Origin of the sequence: Methylocapsa sp. D3K7 (assembly GCF_029855125.1) — a bacterium.
Lineage (GTDB): Bacteria > Pseudomonadota > Alphaproteobacteria > Rhizobiales > Beijerinckiaceae > Methylocapsa.
Window position 1 is genome coordinate 1,004,298 of sequence record NZ_CP123229.1, and the last position, 18,337, is coordinate 1,022,634.

15 protein-coding genes are annotated in these 18,337 nt (G+C 59.6%); 10 read left to right on the forward strand and 5 right to left on the reverse strand.

Features of this window, described 5'->3' with window-relative positions; translation table 11 throughout:
- Positions 1-3 precede the first annotated feature (3 nt).
- From flgF to QEV83_RS04625, 3 genes are all read left to right on the forward strand, one after another.
- On the forward strand, positions 4-729 hold the full coding sequence (gene flgF / locus QEV83_RS04615; RefSeq protein WP_280130076.1) for a flagellar basal-body rod protein FlgF: 726 nt from the start codon (positions 4-6) through the stop codon (positions 727-729).
- Complete coding sequence (fliI, locus tag QEV83_RS04620; RefSeq protein WP_280130077.1) at positions 726-2,057, forward strand: flagellar protein export ATPase FliI; 1,332 nt, start codon at positions 726-728, stop codon at positions 2,055-2,057. The genes flgF and fliI overlap by 4 nt, the downstream gene beginning before the upstream one ends.
- Positions 2,058-2,307: 250 nt before the next feature.
- The gene (locus QEV83_RS04625; protein ID WP_280130078.1) at positions 2,308-3,009 is read left to right on the forward strand and encodes a nucleoside deaminase; all 702 of its coding nucleotides are present in this window, start codon (positions 2,308-2,310) and stop codon (positions 3,007-3,009) included.
- Positions 3,010-3,075: 66 nt separating this feature from the next.
- Here QEV83_RS04625 and QEV83_RS04630 read toward each other — a convergent pair whose 3' ends face one another.
- From QEV83_RS04630 to QEV83_RS04645, 4 genes are all read right to left on the reverse strand, one after another.
- Positions 3,076-4,836 carry a hypothetical protein gene (locus QEV83_RS04630; RefSeq protein WP_280130079.1) on the reverse strand — a complete coding sequence of 587 codons (1,761 nt, stop codon included), beginning with the start codon at positions 4,834-4,836 and terminating at the stop codon, positions 3,076-3,078.
- Positions 4,837-4,953: 117 nt separating this feature from the next.
- Positions 4,954-6,762, reverse strand: coding sequence for a hydrogenase maturation protein (locus QEV83_RS04635; RefSeq protein WP_280130080.1), 1,809 nt, complete (start codon positions 6,760-6,762; stop codon positions 4,954-4,956).
- A gap of 177 nt (positions 6,763-6,939) precedes the next feature.
- Entirely contained in the window at positions 6,940-8,037 is a 1,098-nt protein-coding gene (locus QEV83_RS04640) for a GlxA family transcriptional regulator (protein ID WP_280130081.1), read from the reverse strand.
- Entirely contained in the window at positions 8,034-8,828 is a 795-nt protein-coding gene (locus QEV83_RS04645) for a DUF2189 domain-containing protein (RefSeq protein WP_280130082.1), read from the reverse strand. The genes QEV83_RS04640 and QEV83_RS04645 overlap by 4 nt, the downstream gene beginning before the upstream one ends.
- A gap of 496 nt (positions 8,829-9,324) precedes the next feature.
- Here QEV83_RS04645 and QEV83_RS04650 point away from each other — a divergent pair, with 496 nt between their 5' ends.
- The gene (locus QEV83_RS04650) at positions 9,325-10,017 is read left to right on the forward strand and encodes a helix-turn-helix transcriptional regulator (protein ID WP_280130083.1); all 693 of its coding nucleotides are present in this window, start codon (positions 9,325-9,327) and stop codon (positions 10,015-10,017) included.
- Positions 10,018-10,409: 392 nt separating this feature from the next.
- Here QEV83_RS04650 and QEV83_RS04655 read toward each other — a convergent pair whose 3' ends face one another.
- A complete protein-coding gene (locus tag QEV83_RS04655) occupies positions 10,410-11,081 on the reverse strand; it encodes a Crp/Fnr family transcriptional regulator (protein ID WP_280130084.1) in 672 nt (223 codons plus the stop codon).
- A 273-nt stretch (positions 11,082-11,354) separates the two neighbouring features.
- Between QEV83_RS04655 and QEV83_RS04660 the strand changes: the two genes are divergently transcribed.
- The 6 genes from QEV83_RS04660 (at position 11,355) to QEV83_RS04685 (ending at position 18,331) form a co-directional block, all read left to right on the forward strand.
- Entirely contained in the window at positions 11,355-11,519 is a 165-nt protein-coding gene (locus QEV83_RS04660; protein ID WP_280130085.1) for a DUF3309 family protein, read from the forward strand.
- A gap of 456 nt (positions 11,520-11,975) precedes the next feature.
- Positions 11,976-15,428, forward strand: coding sequence for a chromosome segregation protein SMC (gene smc / locus QEV83_RS04665; protein ID WP_280130086.1), 3,453 nt, complete (start codon positions 11,976-11,978; stop codon positions 15,426-15,428).
- Between the two features lie 255 nt (positions 15,429-15,683).
- Positions 15,684-16,070 carry an AtpZ/AtpI family protein gene (locus tag QEV83_RS04670; protein WP_280130087.1) on the forward strand — a complete coding sequence of 129 codons (387 nt, stop codon included), beginning with the start codon at positions 15,684-15,686 and terminating at the stop codon, positions 16,068-16,070.
- Positions 16,071-16,161: 91 nt separating this feature from the next.
- Complete coding sequence (locus QEV83_RS04675; protein ID WP_280130965.1) at positions 16,162-16,902, forward strand: F0F1 ATP synthase subunit A; 741 nt, start codon at positions 16,162-16,164, stop codon at positions 16,900-16,902.
- Positions 16,903-16,958: 56 nt separating this feature from the next.
- Entirely contained in the window at positions 16,959-17,189 is a 231-nt protein-coding gene (locus QEV83_RS04680) for a F0F1 ATP synthase subunit C (RefSeq protein WP_280130088.1), read from the forward strand.
- A gap of 65 nt (positions 17,190-17,254) precedes the next feature.
- Entirely contained in the window at positions 17,255-18,331 is a 1,077-nt protein-coding gene (locus QEV83_RS04685; RefSeq protein WP_280130089.1) for a hypothetical protein, read from the forward strand.
- Positions 18,332-18,337 lie beyond the last annotated feature (6 nt).

Sequence of the window (18,337 nt, forward strand, 5' to 3'; positions counted from 1 at the left end):
CACATGCAAACCGGGCTTTACGTGACCCTATCAGCGCAAGTCGCGCTCGACCGGCGCTTGCAGACGATCGCAACGAATATCGCGAACCAAAGCACCCCCGGGTACAGAGCCGAGGAAGTGGATTTCAAATCCCTCGTGTCGCGCTCGGGAGAGACGCCTGTCGCTTTTGTTTCACATGGCGAAGCGCACATTTCCCGCAAGCCGGGTGTGCCAATCAAGACGGAGAATCCGCTCGACGTCGCGGTTCAGGGTGACGGCTGGCTCGCGCTGAAGGCCCCGTCTGGAATCGTCTACACGCGGGACGGACGCCTGCGCATGCAGGCTGACGGCGCCCTGCAAAGCGTCAACGGCTATCCTGTTCTTGATGCCGGCAGCAGCCCCATCCTCCTCGATCCAGATGCGGGCCCCGTGACAATCGCACAAGACGGGATGATTACGCAGGGTGCTCTCCAGATCGGCGCGATCGGCCTTTTCAGTCTCGACAACACTGCCAAGCTAAAACGCTCCGACAATTCCAGCGTCACCTCCAGCAAGCCCGCGACACCGGTTCTCGATTTTAGCACAAATGGCGTTGCGCAAGGCTATGTTGAGGGAGCGAATGTCAACCCTCTCCTTGAAATGGAGAAATTGATCCTGCTGTCGAGAACCTTCGAAAACGTCGCCTCGGCGATCGAAGGTTCTGAGAGCTCGTTGAAAGATGCGCTTAAAATTCTCGGCGGCTCGGCGTGATCCGCCATGCTCTTGCCCGTCTCGAACATCGCGTAAATGAAGCGCAGGAAGAGCTTGGACCCCTCCGCATCTCCGGCTTGATCACGGAAGTAACGCCGACGTCCGCGCGGGTGGCCGGCTTGTCGCCCTTCTTGAAACTCGGCGACTGCGTCTCCTTCGGCGCGGGCGACCTGTCCCAGCTCGCAGAAACCGTGCGCATCGAGGCGCAGGGCGCGACCGTTAAGAGCTTCCACAGCATGGCTCTCGCCCGCACTGGCGAGAGAGTGTATTACGCAGGCGGCTTACGTCTTTTTCCAGATCAAAGCTGGAAGGGACGTGTGATCAATGCTCTTGGTGTCCCGCTCGATGCAGGCGGGCCTCTACGCCGCGGCACAAAAGCCGCGAACCTAGAGGCGGCACCTCCGGCCGCAATGCGCCGCGCCCGGGTTCAGACGCCGCTGAAGACTGGCGTCAGGGTCATCGATCTTTTCACGCCCATCTGCTCTGGTCAGCGCATCGGCATTTTCGCCGGCTCTGGCGTTGGCAAATCGACGCTTCTTTCGATGCTGGCCGGATCGCGGGATTTCGACACGGTGGTCATCGCGCTGGTTGGTGAACGCGGCCGTGAAGTGCGCGAATTCCTCGACGATGCCTTGGCCATCAACCGTCCGCTTACCGTGGCCATCGTGGCAACGGGCGATGAGGGCCCGCTCATGCGGCGCCTTGCGCCAAAGACGGCGATGAGCATCGCGGAATATTTTCGTGATCGGGGCGAGTCCGTGCTGCTGATCGTCGACTCTATCACTCGATTCGCGCATGCCGCGCGGGATGTCGCGATGGCGGCCGGGGAGCTGGCGGTCGCGCGCGGTTATACGCCGAGCGTTTTTGGCGAATTGCCAAAACTTCTCGAACGGGCCGGGCCTGGCGAAGAGGGGCAAGGCGCGATCACTGGTATTTTTTCAGTTCTCGTCGATGGCGACGACCATAATGATCCCGTCGCCGACGCCATTCGCGGCACCCTCGACGGGCATATTGTCCTTGACCGAGCGATTGGTGAGCAGGGCCGGTTCCCGGCGGTCAATGTCCTGACCTCGATCTCGCGCCTAGCGCAGACAGCTTGGACACCCGAACAAAGCAACCTTGCCTCGAAGCTCCGCGCCCTCATCGCGCGTTACGAGGACACGCGGGATTTGCGGCTCATGGGAGGCTACAGGCAAGGCTCCGACGCCGAACTCGACCAGGCTGTGGTGCTGGTTCCCAGGATCTATGAAGCGATCACGCAATCTTCGTCCTCCGCCCCAAGCAAGGATGCTTTCCGCGAACTCACCGAATTCTTGCAGGCGAAGTGAGGGTCGATTCCTCATCCAATTGGCGGCCGCAATCGTACCAAAATGTTTCACGTGAAACGTTTTGGTACGATCGCGCGAATTTTCGATGCAAAAGCCGCCACATCCATCCCCTTGAAAGACGTAAGGCCGTGCGGAAAACTTGTCTTTTTGGCGGTTTCCCGCAGCTCCCTGCAACCCTGCTTCTGTCTCTTGACTTTCCTGTCCATCGGCAGCGCTATGCTGTCTCCGCTTTTGAAAGCAGGATAAAATCATGACAAAATTTATTTGCGACGCACCAAAAGACAAAGGACGCCGGAATTTTTTCACCCGCACCGCCGCTGCCGCCGCAGGCGCGGCCGCTGCAGCAACGCTTCCGGCTTCATCCGCCAAAGCGGCGGCGGCCGAGCCGGACAAGCGCAAATTTTTGGAAGAAGCGACGCGGCTCGCGATTGAGTCGGTCGAGAAAGGCTGGGGCGGGCCGTTCGGCGCCGTCATCGTCAAGGATGGCGAAATCATCGGGCGCGGTCAGAACCGCGTTCTGCTCACCGGATGCCCGGTGTTCCACGCCGAAGTCACCGCAATCATCGATGCCTCGAACCGGCTTAATCCGAAAGCTCTTCTCGGAAGCAGCTATGGTCCCGGCACCATGCTTGAAATGATCCCTCGCGAAAAAGACTCTCCCGATCTCGTGCCGGAGCGGGCCCGCATGTTGAAGGGCTGCGAAATCTATATCAATGGCGCGCCATGCCCGATGTGCATGAGCGCCATCTACTGGTCGCGCATCGATCACGTCTATTTCGCGGCGAGCTTGAAGGACACCAGTGCCATCGGCTTCGACGATGCGTTCCAATACGCCGACTTCGAGCAGCCATGGGACAAGCGCAGCATTGCGGTGACCCCGGATTTTGAACGGGACACCGGCCTTAAGGCCTATCATGCCTGGATGAACAAAAAAGATCGTCACCCGTATTAAGACTATCAAGTTGCATTGGCGAATCCCGAAGTGACGGCTCGATGCGGGATATGAGAGTGGCGAGCGTCACTTCGACATAGCCTTTCTTGCTTGCTGTGGGCGAGCGTCAGGACCTGCCAGCACGCGCTGGAGGTGCTCCTGGCGGGAGGCCAAAGCGCCGCGCACGTTTTCATTCCACCGGCGATGCTCGCCGCCCGACGGATCGACCGGCCGGCCTGCTTTCTCCCGGTCATGCTGCAAGAGGCGATCATAGGCTGGAAGCGAGTTGGCCGCGAAATAGGCTGGCTTTTTGTCATGGCGCGCCTCGCCGCCAGCATTGATGCTGCATGCCGGCCTTCCAGGATCAAGAGAATGGGCGGCCAAAGATTCCCGCTGCTGCACGATCTCCGCAACTTCTTGCAGATACCAATATTCAGGATCGGGCACCGGCGTCATGTTGTTTCTTCGGACCACGGCGGCTTTGCTCGCGATCAGAGGGAAGTCACGCTCTACTCGTTCGTGCGATATGACGAAGGATGGCCCTGTAATGGTGACACAACTTAGCGCGCTATGATCGTCATAGATCACGATCGTGCCTTGGGTGTTGGACCACAATTTGGCGGCATGGCCATGCACCGCGTTGCCAGTGTGATAAGGGATGAGAACATAGGGTTTGCGGGCACGGTGTCCAAGGAACACCGCCTTGCCGCAATCGCCATTGCGGGGCGAGACGCCGGGAACCCCGTTGGCTGAGACAGTAACTTGGAATGTCTCGAATTGCTGCGCAAGCAGCCGCTCTAGGGGAAGCGCGGGGTTCCAGGCGTTTGGCCATTGGGCCGGTGTTTGCAAGGCTGCTTCAGGCAGTGGCCGCTTGATAAAAAGATTTTGGGAGCATTGTGTAAAGACCTCCTCGGTGGCGCCTACGCAAAAGACAAGCATGCAGCCCTTGCGCGATGCGGCGCACCGCCAGGGATCGAGAGCATCAGGGGCGAGGCCATAATCCTTTTCGAGAAGCTCGGCTGCGAGCGCCTCCACCGCGAACAATGTGATATGAAGGCCCATCGCATCTGGGTCACTCGGGTGAAGCGCCAGCAAAGCGAGTTTTCCTGTGCCAATTGCACCGTCGACGACTTCGAGAACAGCGCCATCGGCGCAACGCTCGCGCGCCCGTGCATGAGATTCGCGGCAATGAACGTCTTCGCCTGCAAGGAGCGCCCGGTAGCACGCAGGCATGCCGCCGCGCCCCCCAAGCCAGCGCTCAGTGGCAGTACGATCTCGGTGCGTCTCGGGCGAAGGCAGCAGAATGGGCACCGCGACAGTCTCCCGGTCGATCACCAGGATTGGCGGGGCGCCGGAGCTCTCGTCCAGCATGGCAGCGAAGGTCTTGCGGCGGCGGCGCCACAAAAGGCCGCTCGGCAGGCCGCCGCTCGCCAGCAGCGCCCGCGTGGCGGTCATCGCAAAAGCGCCCATCACGGGGTTGAAAAATTGCCTGTACTGCCGGTCATAGAAATTATCGGCGCCCTTGGCGACGGTGGCTTCCGCAAGGGTATGAGTCTTGCGTTTCGCCTTTGCGGCGCTCAGCAAATATTGCACAACATGTTCAGCGGCAGGCCCGGGCGCGTTGGCCCGGCGCAAAACATATTCCGCTACGCGCTCCCGCAATATGGGCGGGAGCGCGTGAACGGCGCGGTGAATCAAGGTCCGGAAAGTGGTGATGCGGTACCGGCCGTCGATGTCACGCAATTCGCAGTTGCGCTGCGGCGCGCCTGAAGACATTCGAATTTTGGCGGAACGCAGCAAGGATAAATGCCGCCAATGCACGTTCCCCCCCATATGAAAGTGCTTCATCGATTGAGCCCTTTACGGACCGCTCTTTCCGCTTGGCTAGATGGCCTCCCAGTCAAAAGAATTGGCAAACGGATCAAAGAGCATTGGAGCTTCTTCCCGCAATCGAAATATCTCGTGTCAAGGTGCGGACGGGACTCGGGCACCGGCCCTGGCTGCTGCGCGCGCGGGAAACCATGAGGTTCCCTCGGCTGCTGCCAGAACCGGCACCCGGCCCCCCCGTGGCTGCGGATTCCCTTTGAAGACGAAGCGGCGGCGGGCCTCGTGATAGGCGGGGTCGGGCCCGAAAAAATTGACTCGCATCCGTTCCAGCTCTTCGGCGCGATAGACGGCGAGGGGCTTGACACTTTCGTCGTCGAGACGCCTCTCATGCTTGCGGCGAAGCATCGCGCGGAATTCCGGATCCTGGGCGAGGCGCTTTGCCCGCTCCTTCAGTTCGGCGACGAAAGCCACGGCATTCTCACCGAAGGCATCGTCGAGAAATCCAATCTCACACGCCGTCCGGGCGCCGATTGGCTTGCACGACAAGGTCAGTTCCTGCGCCCGCTTCTGCCCCACCCGCCGCGGCAGCGCGTATGTCCAATATTCGGAGCCATAAAGATCGCCCATGCTCCGGTAATGAGGATTGAGGACGATGCCGGACCTTGCAAAGACGCGATCCGCCGCCAGCGCCATCATCGCGCCGCCAGCCCCGGCATTGCCGCGCAAGCCGGCGATGACGAGATGCGACATGGTGTTGAGGACCTCGAAGATGAGATCGTCCATCGCATGGATGTTGTGCCAGGATTCGGCAGCCGGATCGGGGCTCGCCTCGATCACATTGAGATGGATGCCGTTCGACCAGAAATCCGCGCCGCCCAGAAGCACGATGACGCGAGTCGGACGCGAGCGGGCGTGAAGGAAAGCGTCGCGGAGCCGGGTGCACTGGGATGTGCTCATGGCTCCATTGTAGAAATCGAAGGAAAGGTAGCCAACATCGGCTTCCTCCGTATAGACAATCTCGCGGAAGGTGCGATGATCGGCGGGCGCATCGATGGGCAGCGATGCCTTGGGCACGCTGCGAAGCAATGGCCCCAACACCTGCGCCGCCGGCAGTTTGACCCCCACGGTGGGATTGAACGCGCCATCCGCCTCCTCCTTGGCCTTCAGATGGGAGATCCAGACGGCGCCATCGATGGTGCCGATGCAGATCGCGCCGTCGCGCTGGGCCAGAATCTGGCCGGGAGATCCTTGCAGACGATCTTCCTCGTGGGCTCCATAAAGGAAACAGGTTTGACCGAGCAACAGTGTGGCGAGGACGCCAGGAGCGCTGTCGGCCGCTCGAATCTTGCGCACGATCGCCGCTGTTTTGTCTCGCGACCAATCGATGGTCCGGTCGGCTTGCCGCATTGGCGGCCGCAGACGACCGCGTGCCATTGGCGCCGCATCGGCCAGCTTCTGGGGCTGCCATGCGCCAGACCGGGACTCACCCGATTCGATCCGGGCGATCGCCTCGAGGACACCGCGCAAAGCCGCCTCGGTGACCTGATCGCGATAAAGGCTGCTTTTCGTGACGGCATCTCCGGGAAGCGCAAATTCATGCGAGGCCCAAATCGCGCCGGCATCGAATTCCGCCGCCGCCTCAAGGATCGTCACACCCCAATGCTTCTCGCCGTTGGCAATGGCCCAGTCGAGCGAGGACGGACCCCGATCGCCCTTAATACCGGGATGCACGATCAGGCAGAGATGGCGGGACAAGATTTCTTCTGGAATAGCGATCTTTAACATCGGGGCGAGGATAAAATCCGGCGTCTCGCGGGCGACCGCATCGATCATGGCTTCGGGTGCTGCGGCGATGCAGACACGGATGTCGTGGCCGCGCTCACAAAGCTCGATCCAAAGACGCTGGCTGAGGCTGTTGTGGGCCGTGGTCAAAAACAGAATTCGCATTGTTTTGCTCCTTGGATCTTCCGCCAGCCGGCAACGATTGGAACCGGTATTCCTCCAGGCTGATGCCGGCAAAACGGCGGGAAGAGGAGTGCATCGCCTGTCTTGATTGTCACAAAAACGTTTCCTCGACGCCCCCTGTTCAGGGGGCGACCCGCCAATCAATTCTTATCTGTGATCTTAGTTGAGTAGGGTCGATCGGAACCGCGCCCGGTAGTCGTGCGGACTGACATCGAAAAGGCGTTGGAATGTCCGCCGCATACGTTCGGCATTGCCAAAGCCGCATTGCTTGGCGATCACCTCGACTGGCAGGACAGTTTGTTCGAGTTTGCAGCGGGCGGCGTCGGCCCGCGCCCGTTCGGCAAACAGCGCCGGTGTGTCTCCGGTTTCACTGTGAAAGAGCCGGGCGAAATTGCGCGGGCTCATGCCCATGCGATCTGCCAAGGCGGATACGCTGAGGTCCTCCCCGGGGTGCCCCAGGATCCAGGATCGCAGTTCCTGGATGTCTGGCCGGATCCCCACATCCATATATGTCGCAAAAGCGCTGAACTGGGATTGCCCCCCGGGGCGGCGGGGGAAAACCACCAATGTGCGCGCTGTGGCGAGCGCAATTTCCCGGCCGAGATCCTCTTCGACCAAAGCCAAAGAAAGATCGATCCCCGCGGTGATCCCGCCAGAGGTGTAGATATTACCATCACGGTAATAGATAAGGCTGGAATCGACATCGATCGAGGGATAAGCCCTCGCGAGGATCTCCGAATATAGCCAGTGCGTTGTCACGCGCCGCTGATGCAAGAGACCCGCGGCCGCCAAAATGAAGGTGCCCGTGCAAATGGACCCCACACGCCGCGCCCTTGATGCCAGCGAGCGTACGCAGTCGACAAGGGCCGGATCTTTGCTCGCCTGCTCGGCTTCTGCTCCACCCACCACGAGCAAAGTATCAAGACCGTCCTCTAGGTCCGCGTAACCGTGCGTCGCGACAATCTCGATTCCGCACGTCGTCCGGATGGGTCCGGGGGTAGCGGCAACGATATCCCACTGGTAGCCGGGAAGGTCGGTTTTCCCGTGCCGCAACTGCCAGTATTGCGCATAGAAAAAAACATCGGCGGGTCCACAGACATCAAGAACATCGCAGCCCGGCCAGAGCAACAGTGCGACCCGGCGGGACTTGGTGATCTCTTTTGCTATGCGGCTTACGACAAGCTCGTGCATACTGCCTTCTTCATTGGCGAGCGCATCCACGGTCACCTCGCGCGGGTCTGATCGGCGGCGGCTCATTGCACTACCCTGCGATAGAGATGCCAGCTCGCATGTCCGAGGATCGGCGTGACGAAGGCGAGGCCAACGAAGGCAAACAGGAAGCCGATCGCGAGGGACACCGCGACGATCAATCCCCAAAGCGCCATCGTGAGCGGGTTCGCCAGCACCGCTCTCACAGAGGTGCGGACAGCCACCGCGACTCCGACATTCCGGTCCAGGAGCAAGGGGAATGAGACAACACTGATGGTCAGAACAGTAACGGCGAAGATGAAGCCAATGGCATTCCCCAAAATGATCAAAGTCCAGCCCCGGGGGGTGGTAAGAACCTCGATGAGGAATCCCCTGAAGGACTCCGGCGCGGCCGGGCCGAAGAGCCACACGTAAAGCACATCGGCCGCTGCCTGCCAGCACAGGAAGAGAGTGAGAAGGACGAGGCCGAGGGCGAGGATCGAGGGAAGAGAAGGCGCGTGCCGCAGATCAAAAACATGCCTCCAGAAGGTGTCTAGGCCGAGTTCCCGGCGCCGGCTCACCTCATACAAGCCTATCGCCGCGAAAGGACCAATCAGGGCGAAACCCGACATGAGAGGGAAGAGCAGCGGCAAATCCGTGGTAATTAAGTATATGCAGATGAGCGTGTAGAAAATACTGAACAAAACAGTGAAGAGCGGCCTGCCCAAGAATTCGAGGACGGGCAAGAAATCATTGGCGCCTTTGGTCAGGGAGTCCTTGAGGTCGGCTGGTCCTATCCTGCGTATGGCGCAATGGTCCGGCACCATATTCAAGCCGTTGAGCACATTTACATTTTTCATGGAGCGCTCCTCGGTAGTCTCAAGCGATAATTGATCTTTATTTTCACGACGCTATTGTCCTTCGCGATCTAATCCGCGACAAGGACAAAGATCCCTCGTTTTCAGCCAAGCGAGTTCATGCTGCGTCGCGATGTTGACCAAAATTTCCCAAGAGTTGTGGCGGCCGAACCAAACGGAACGACGCTTCGACGATCCAAGGCATGGATTGAATGGTTCACTGTTCTGTTTGTTCCGGGTCCCTTTGCCGCAAGAAAATCGGACCTTTTTTCTGGGGTTGCCGCCTCGAAATCGCAGAATTCCCAAGAAACGCGGCGGGCATCGGGCTAGAACAAGAGCCCGGAAGCGGGTGCTTTTTGATTGCAAAAAATTCACCTGACCGAAATGGCAACGTAATCCAGACGCTCCCATGTTGATGGCCGAAGCAGAAGGATTGTCATTAAATTTTGTTATTGCAGCATCAATCAGCAGCCGTTTCAGAGTGATTTAGGATTTCAAAATGGGTTTTTTGGCCATGAATTCGGAAATCAGCAGTTTGCGTGCTGAGGAAGAGCTCATTCTTGCTAACTTCACTCGGCGTTTGATGGAGATTGCGGCGGTCTCGGAGGCGTCCGGAGCGGCAGCTTCCCCTACCGCCATGCTCAATGCGATGCATTTGCCCGCGATCGCCCTCGACAAGAACGGATTTGCCGTCGACGCGAACGCTGCGGCGCAAGCCGTTTTCGACGAGAATATCAAAATCAAGGACCGCCGGCTGTACATTCGCGATTTCGACTCGCGAAACCTTCTCAAGCAAGCCATCGAACAGTTGTCCGGGCCACCCCGCCCGAATGCTTTGGCGGTCGAGCCCGTCGTGGTGCCCCGATTGGACAAATTACCAGTGATCGTGCGGATTTGGCCATTCGAGGGGCCATCGCATCCACCAGCGCAGGAAGTGCGCGCCCTCTTGACCATGAATGCCCTAGGTCCGAGGCCAGGGCCGCCGGCGGCGATCATCGCCAAGACTTTCCGTCTGACGCCGTCGGAAGCCAAACTCGCCTGCATCATCGCGCGCGGTGCGCCGCCCGATATCGCTGCCCGCGAATTGAAGATTTCCCGGGAGACGGCGCGAAACCAGTTGAAATCCGTGTTCGCCAAAACCAACACCCACCGGCAAAGCGAACTCGTCGCGCTGCTTTTGCAAGTCGGATAACAGACCGCCGCCGGAGGTGTGTGACCCGAGCGGCTCTACTGCGCTTGTTGTATTCAGGCGGCGGCGAGTAAGCCTCCAATACGGTTCGGCGAGTTCATATACCACGACCACGATGCCATCGCTTCTATGCCTGCGCTGGCAAAAGGTGAGCACAAAAAATGCCCGCCGGGGAGGATCGGCGGGCACTCTCGACCAGCGAGGGGCTGAAGAGGCTTTAGCCCCATCGGCGCAACCGAAGTTTGAACGGTTGTTGCAGTCAAACAAATGCTACGCCAAAACCAAGATCAAGACTGTGCAAAACAGCTCATACTTCAAAATAAATTGCTAAAATCTCAAATTAAGCTGTTCATGCTACGTATACACATGAGTGTACACAAGCAAAATGCACAGATTTATGTCTCGATGTGCGGCTCCTCATGCAGAACGAGATTCAACAAGGAACTGTGGACTTCGATGCCGCCGTTGTAGTGAATGAAGCCCAGTTTACGAAATCTGTTCATGAAGAAACTCACACGGGATCGGGTCGTTCCGATCATCTCCGCAAGCGTCTCTTGGCTTATTTTCGCGATGATCGGCTCCGGCTTGCCTTCCTTGCCAAAGTTCGCCAGCAGCAGGAGCAGTCGGGCAAGACGCTTTTCGCTCGAATTGAACAACTGATCGACAAGGTCGGCTTCGACGCGGAGGGTTCGGCCAAGGAGATGCGCAATGAACATCTCGGAGAATGCCGGTTCCTGATGGATTACGCGGAGGATAGCCGCTTTTTCCAGACGAACGATGACGGACTCCGTCATCGTCCTGACCGTGGCTATACGCTGAACCTGGCTGGCGAGGCATCCTTCGCCGAAGAATTCGTTCGTTCCCTGTATTGCGACAACGGCTTCCTTGCCTTGCTGTGAAACGACGGTGATCTTAATCTTGCCTTTCTGGATGTAGAAGACTGCATCCGCAGGGTCTCCCTGGGAAAAGACGATCTCGTCACTGCGATACTTAGCAATGCTACGGCCCTCACCAACCTTAGCGAGAAAAGATTTCGGATCGAATGACGCTTTGCGCTTGATCGCCATTATGCAGCTTTCTACAGATCGAGTCTCCAAAGGGCGAAATTGCTATTATCATGCGATTTCTCGCGGCTAAAGTAATGCCTTGAGCAATTTTGACCAGTTCTTCTCCCGGCGGTTTGCTAGTTGTTTTTCGAGTCCGAAGATCTGGTTGAGCTACATCATAGCCATTCGGCAAGCCCTAATTTGTACCAGCGTCGTCAATTGAGTCTTTCAAGCAGGGAACAAGACGCGCCTTCTTCTGTATGACGCTTACAGCCCAAGTCGGGAGATCATGTTATGTCACTTGGAACCATTCTCCTCATCGTTTTGATAATCGCGTTGCTCGGTGGCTTTAGCGGCCTTGGAGGCGGTCCTTTCTACGGGACGGGCTATTACGGCGGCGGGGGACTCGGCCTCATACTCATTGTAGTGCTGATCTTGGTTTTACTCGGCAGGCTTTGAACCGAGGGTATTGCTCCTTTTTAAAACTTTTTCAGAAGCGGCGGAAACCCGCTTACGGGATGAGATGCCATGAAATTTTGCTTGACCAAATTGAGCCATTGCGCGGCAAAATAAGTGATGAATTCTCAGCCTGTGCCAGCCGAAATCGGCCGCAAAGGCTTCGCTCGGAGGGAGTGGCCCAAGGCCTCAACCGGTTAAGATCAGGCACCGCCGCGTCATCATGAGCTTCACGGTTTACACAGAATAATCCGCGCACGCCCTTGCGCTTCCCCTGCCCGCGCGCCGTAATCGGTTTTCGCCGAATCATGCGGCATTTGGTCATCCAGGCTCGCCTGACGCGATTGGTTAACCAAACGCTAAGAAGCTTTGTTCAAGAATGGGCTATGATTCAAAAACCGCTCTCGGGCCAACGGGGCGGCGCCATGAGCTTCGCAAAATCATGAAACTCATCAAGACATGAAACTCACCAAACTGCGCATCGCGGGTTTTAAGACATTCGTCGACCCGGCGGAGTTTCACATCGAGCCGGGGCTGACCGGCATTGTCGGGCCGAATGGCTGCGGCAAGTCGAATCTCGTCGAAGCGCTGCGCTGGGTCATGGGCGAGAGTTCGTCGAAAAACATGCGCGCCTCGGGTATGGACGACGTGATATTTTCCGGCGGCGGTGACCGGCCGGCGCGCAACATGGCCGAGGTCGTTCTCTTTCTCGACAACAGCGACCGCACGGCTCCCGCCAGCTTCAACGATGGGGAGTTGATCGAGGTCTCCCGCCGCATCGAGCGCGAGTCGGGCTCGACCTACCGGGTCAACGGGCGTGAGGTCCGCGCCCGCGATGTGCAATTGCTGTTTGCCGACGCTTCGACCGGCTCCCGCTCGACGGCAATGGTGCGGCAAGGCCAAATCGGCGAGATCATCGCCGCCAAACCGCAAGAGCGCCGCCGCATTCTCGAAGAGGCCGCCGGGATCGCGGGGCTGCATTCCCGCCGCCACGAAGCCGAACTGCGCCTCAAAGCGGCCGAAGAAAATCTCCGACGCCTCGATGATATTTTGCAGCAGATCGATGGCCAGGCCGAAAGTCTCAAGAAGCAGGCGCGGCAAGCAACCCGCTACCGCGGGCTCGCGGCCGAGATTCGGCGTAATGAGGCGTTGCTCGCTTTGATCCACCGGACGGAAGCGGCAGCGGCGCTCCAACTGGCGGAATCGAAGCTCGAAGAGGGTCTGCGGGACGTCGCCGAAAAAACCCTCGCTCAGGCCGAAGCCGCAAAGCTGCAAGCGATCGCCGCGCATGAGCTGCCCCAATTGCGAAGCGCCGAGGCCGAGGTGGCCGGGGAGTTGCAACGGCTGGTGCTGGCCCGAGAAACCCTCGACGGAGAAGAACGGCGGGCCAAAAGCCGGACGAGCGAACTCGAACGCCGAATCGCCCAAACCGCCAGCGATATTGCGCGGGAAACGGCGCTGATCAACGATGCGGCGGCCGTCCTCGCACGGCTGGACACGGAAGCCGCCGGGCTCGCGAGCAGCGGTACTGCGGTCGCTGAGATCGAGGCTGCGCGGGGCCGGCTCGCGGAGGCCGAGGCAAATCTCGCGCTCACCGAAAAGGCGCTGGCGGAGGCGCAGGACACACGATCCGTGATTGAGGCACGGCGGGCAGCCCTTGAAACGGCGCTGCGGGAAGAAACAGCCCGCATGGCACGGCTGCAAGCCGAAATCGAAAAAGTGACCCGCGAACGCGATACGCTCCTAGCGAGTGCGTTCCCCGGCGCCGACCTGGACCAACTCCAAGCGGCACTCGATGAGGCCGCCGGCGCGGCAAAGGCGCGGGAAGACGAGCTCGCCGAAGCCGAGGCGCGCCATGCGGAGGCTCGCGCGGCAGAACTCGCGGCCAGGGCGCCGCTCGCCGAAGCCGAGCGGAAGGCGCAAAATCTCGAGACACAAATTGCCACCCTGTCGAAATTGCTGAATGCCGGGACCGGCGGCTTCTGGCCTGCCGTGACCGAGGAAATCAGCGTCGCAAAAGGCTATGAGGCAGCGATCGGCGCGGCGCTCGGCGATGATCTCGACGCTTCGACCAACCCTGCGTCACCCGCCCATTGGGCCGCGACGGACGCATCGGACGATCCGGCCCTGCCGCCGGGTGTCGAAGCCCTCGCGAAACGTGTTACAGCGCCGGCTCCCCTCGCACGGCGGCTGAACCAGATCGGCGTCGTCCTGCGGGCCGAAGGCAGCGCCTTGCGGACTCTACTGAAGCCCGGACAGCGGCTCGTCTCGAAGGAAGGCGATCTGTGGCGCTGGGACGGGTTCACCCAAGCCGCGGAAGCCCCGACTCCCGCGGCGCGGCGGCTCGCCGAAAAAAATCGCCTCGGTGATCTGGCGATCGAGGCGGAGGCCGCGCGCGCCGCCGCCAGTGCCTTGAAAATAAATGCGGAACAGGCGCTAACGGCGCTCACGGCCGCCGGCACCGCCGAGCGCGACACCCGGCAAGCGCATAAGGACGCGCTGCGCAAGGTCGAGGGCGCGCGGGACGAAAAAACAGCTGGCGAAAAGCGCCAAACGGAGATGGCCGCGCGGCTGTCCGCGCTCGACGAAGCCTCAATTCGCATTGAGACGGCCTGCACTGAGGCCAGCCAGAAGCGCGCGCAAGCCGAAGACGCCCTCGCCCAGCTGGAATTGCCGGGCCTTTTGACCGCGCAGCTGGACAAGGCACGCGCGGCGGCGGCCCAAGATCGCGCCATGGTGGCCGAGGCGCGGGCCGCCCTGCAAAGCTATCTGCGCGACGCCGAGATGCGGGCAAAGCGTTTGCAAGCGATTAAGGAAGAACGCCAATCCTGGGGCATCCGAGACGACCGCGCGCGCGGTCAAATCGGCGAGCTTGAGGCTCGCCACGCGGAAGGAACCCAAGAACTCCAGAAACTTTTGGAGGCGCCAAATACGTTTTTGGTGACCCGGCAAACCTTGATGCGCCAGATCGAAGCGGCCGAGGACGCCCGCAAAAAATCCGCCGACAAGCGCGTCGCGGCGGAGACGCGCCTTGGGGAAGCGGATCGCGCGGCGCGCGGCGCCCTCGAAGCAATGAGCATGGCGCGGGAAGAAAAAGCCCGCAGCGAAGCCTGGGTCGAAGCCGCGCGGGCGCGCCGCGATGAGGTCGCGCATATGATCGCGGCGGACATAGGCTGCACCGAGGCCGAACTCTTCGGCCTCGCGCAAGCCACGCCCGGCGACGCACTGCCGCCCGCCGAGGCGGTGGAGAAAAAACTCGACGCGCTCAAGGGGGACCGCGAACGGCTGGGTGGCGTCAATCTGCGGGCCGACGAGGAATTGAACGAGATTCTGGCTTCCAAGACGACCCTGTCCACCGAACATGAAGATCTGACCGAAGCCATCCGGCGATTGCGCCAGGCGGTTCAAAGTTTGAACAAGGAGGGCCGCGAACGTCTGCTGGGTGCCTTCGACGCCGTCCATGCGCATTTCAAGGAGTTGTTCACGACTCTTTTCGGGGGCGGCTCGGCCGAGCTGCAATTGATCGAATCGGACGACCCGCTCGAAGCTGGGCTCGAAATCCTCGTGCACCCTCCTGGAAAGAAGCCACAGGTCATGACGCTTCTGTCCGGCGGCGAGCAGGCGCTCGCCGCGATGTCGTTGATCTTCGCGATTTTCCTGACCAATCCATCGCCGGTTTGCGTTCTCGACGAGGTGGATGCGCCACTCGACGATGCCAATGTCGAGCGCTTCTGCGATCTTCTTGAAACCATGCGCGCCAAAACCGAGACGCGCTTTATTACGGTCACCCACAATCCAATTACCATGGCGCGGATGAACCGGCTGTTCGGCGTCACCATGGCCGAACGCGGCATCAGTCAGCTGGTCAGTGTGGATCTCGAAGAGGCCGAACGCTTCCGCGAGGCAGGCTGAATTTCGCGCCTAATTTCTCCATTATTTCAAGGGCTTTTATGCTTTGGCCTTAGTCTTGACAGAGGCCGCCGCCACTCCTATGGTGCGCCGCGCTCACAGGCCTCCTAAACGTTTGGCAGGCTTCACCATTTTGCCTGTTTATGTTGCGGCACCAAGAGCTGTTGTCTGCCGGAACGGTCGAGAAATATCACTGCGACGGTCCTTTTTAAGCTAAATGAGCGGCGTGGCGAAAAGCAAAGGCACGGAGCAAAAGGTGTGGCGGAGCGCGATGGACAGGACGATCATCGGCGGCAGAAACCAGAAACAAGCCGCGAACGTGACGATGAGGGGTTAAGGGCGCGGCTGAATACTTTGTCCAGCGCGCTCGATGCGCAGGCCGTGGCAGACAAGGCGGCGGATGCTGCCAAGCAGGAGCAGACGCACGTTTTGCCGGGCGCGATCGGCAACGCGATGGGTCTTGCCGTCCGCGTCTTGAGTGAATTCGTGGCGGCGGTGCTGGTCGGCACTGTCATCGGGTGGTGGATCGACCGCACTGCTGGGACAACACCGGCGTTTTTGATTGTTTTCCTCCTCCTAGGAGCGGCGGCGGGGTTTTGGAACGTTTATCGCATAGCAATGAAGCCTCCCAATCCGGAAGGCTGAGAGACATCTAACCGGCGCCAAGGCAAAAGGCCGAAGCGGTTCATGTAACAAGAAAAACTAAGGGAAGCAGGACGTGGCTGAAGAAAACCCCATGGATCCGATCCATCAGTTCGTGATCAAACCGATCGTTAGTCTGCATCCGTTGGGTATCGATGCCTCCTTCACCAACGCGTCTCTTTTCATGGTGATCGTCGTCCTTGCGGCCGCCGCTCTGATGCTCCTTGGGACGCAATCGAAGGCACTGATTCCGGGCCGCCTGCAATCGCTGGCCGAGATGGCGTATCAATTCGTCGCATCCACCGTGCATATGGCGGGCGGCCATGACGGGATGCGTTTCTTTCCCTTCGTCTTCACGCTTTTCATGTTCGTGCTGTTTTGCAACCTCATCGGGCTTCTCCCTTACACATTTTCGATCACGAGCCAGATCATGGTGACAGGGGCGCTGGCGATGCTTGTCATTGGCATCGTGGTTGTTTATGGCCTTATCCATAATGGCAAAGGTTTCCTGAAGCTGTTCGTGCCGTCGGGGGTGCCCATCGCGCTAATGCCGCTTCTGGTGCCGATCGAAATCATCTCGTTCCTCTCGCGTCCAGTCAGCCTTTCGGTTCGTCTGTTCGCCAATATGCTGGCCGGGCATATTACGCTTCAGGTTATGGGCGGCTTCGTCGTGAGCCTGCTCGGTGCCGGGCTTTTTTCGATCCTCGCGCCACTGCCATTCGCGATGACCATCGTGCTGACGGCATTCGAGCTTCTCGTTGCCGTCCTCCAAGCATATGTCTTCGCCATTCTCACTTGCGTCTATCTCAACGACGCAGTTCATCCGGGCCACTGAATAAATATTTGAACAACAGATCAGTCGCCCTTTCATGCAAGGTTACGGAGTACAAAATGGATCCCGCAGCAGGTAGGTTTATAGGTGCAGGTCTGGCCGCGATTGGCACGGGTGCCGCCGCAATCGGCGTCGGACTGATTTTCGGTAACTTTCTTTTGGGTGCGTTGCGGAATCCGACCGCTTCCGATGGTCAGTTCGGGCGCGTTTTCATCGGCGTCGCGCTGGCCGAAGGCTTGGGCATTTTCGCGCTCCTCGTCGCTATTCTCCTGCTCTTCGTCGTCAAGTAAAAACGGCTTTCTTGCGCCCGGATGAAAAGTCCGGGCGCATCCGCAGTGTTGAGGAGACTCGTTTCGTGAACGACGTGATAGCCCGCTTGGGAACCATCGCTCAGTCGCAGGGCAAGCGCCTCGCTGAAATGCTGGGCAATGTGGTGAAGGCGGTGACGGAGGCGAGCAAGTCCGACCCGCAGCTTCTTGACCCGAAAGCCCCAAAGCTCGCCCGAACACACCTTTCTTCCCTTCATTGGCTGCTCGTTGCCGCGAGTTTTTCCGGCGCGGCGGCGGCCCTCTTCATCGTGCTAGGGTTCGAGTTGCTTAACAACACGGGCGCCGCCATCGCGCCTCTCAAAGAGCGCGTGACCATTTTGGGCAAGCGTCTGGATGCGATCGAACACCAGGTCACCGCGGAAGAGAGCGCCCGAACCGAATACTCTGCCTTGACGAATTCGACCCTTGCCGAGATACAAAAGATGCTAAAGGTGATTGCTGCACCATCCAACACCATTCCTTCCCCAAGCGGAACGGCCACTCTCAGTCCGGACCTTGGCCGTCTCGAAAACCGCGTGGCGGCCCTGGAAAAAAAGGAAATTGCGGCCGGGGGCGCCCCCGCTGAAGTCAGCCCCGTGTTGAAGGCAACCGAGGGCACCCGAGGCGAGACCGAGACCAGTTTCCCGCCGTTCGATCCGGTCAATTTTTCGCCCTTGATCATCTGGCTTACATTGAGCTTCGGGTTGTTGTATCTTCTGATGTCCAAGATCGCCGTCCCCCGCGTCGAGAAGATTCTGCACGCGCGCGCCCACACAATCTCGGATAACATCAGCAAAGCGAATGTGCTGCGCGCGCAGGCCGAAGAAGCCTCCGCGGCGCATGACAAGACCATCGCCGACGCGAAAGCCAAGGCGCTCGCGCTCGCGCAAGAAACTCATGCGAAACTCAATGCGGAGACGGAAGCGAAACGGCACGCGCTGGAAGTGGAACTCAACGCCAAAATTGCTGCGTCCGAAGCGCAAGTTCTTGCCATGAAAACCAAGGCCATGGGGAATGTCGGGGCGATCGCCAGCGAAACGGCGGCGGCCATCGTTCAGCACATCACCGGCAAACCCGCCGACCAAAGCGCCATCGCCGCGGCCATCGCCACGCAAAAAGCCTGAGCTGGA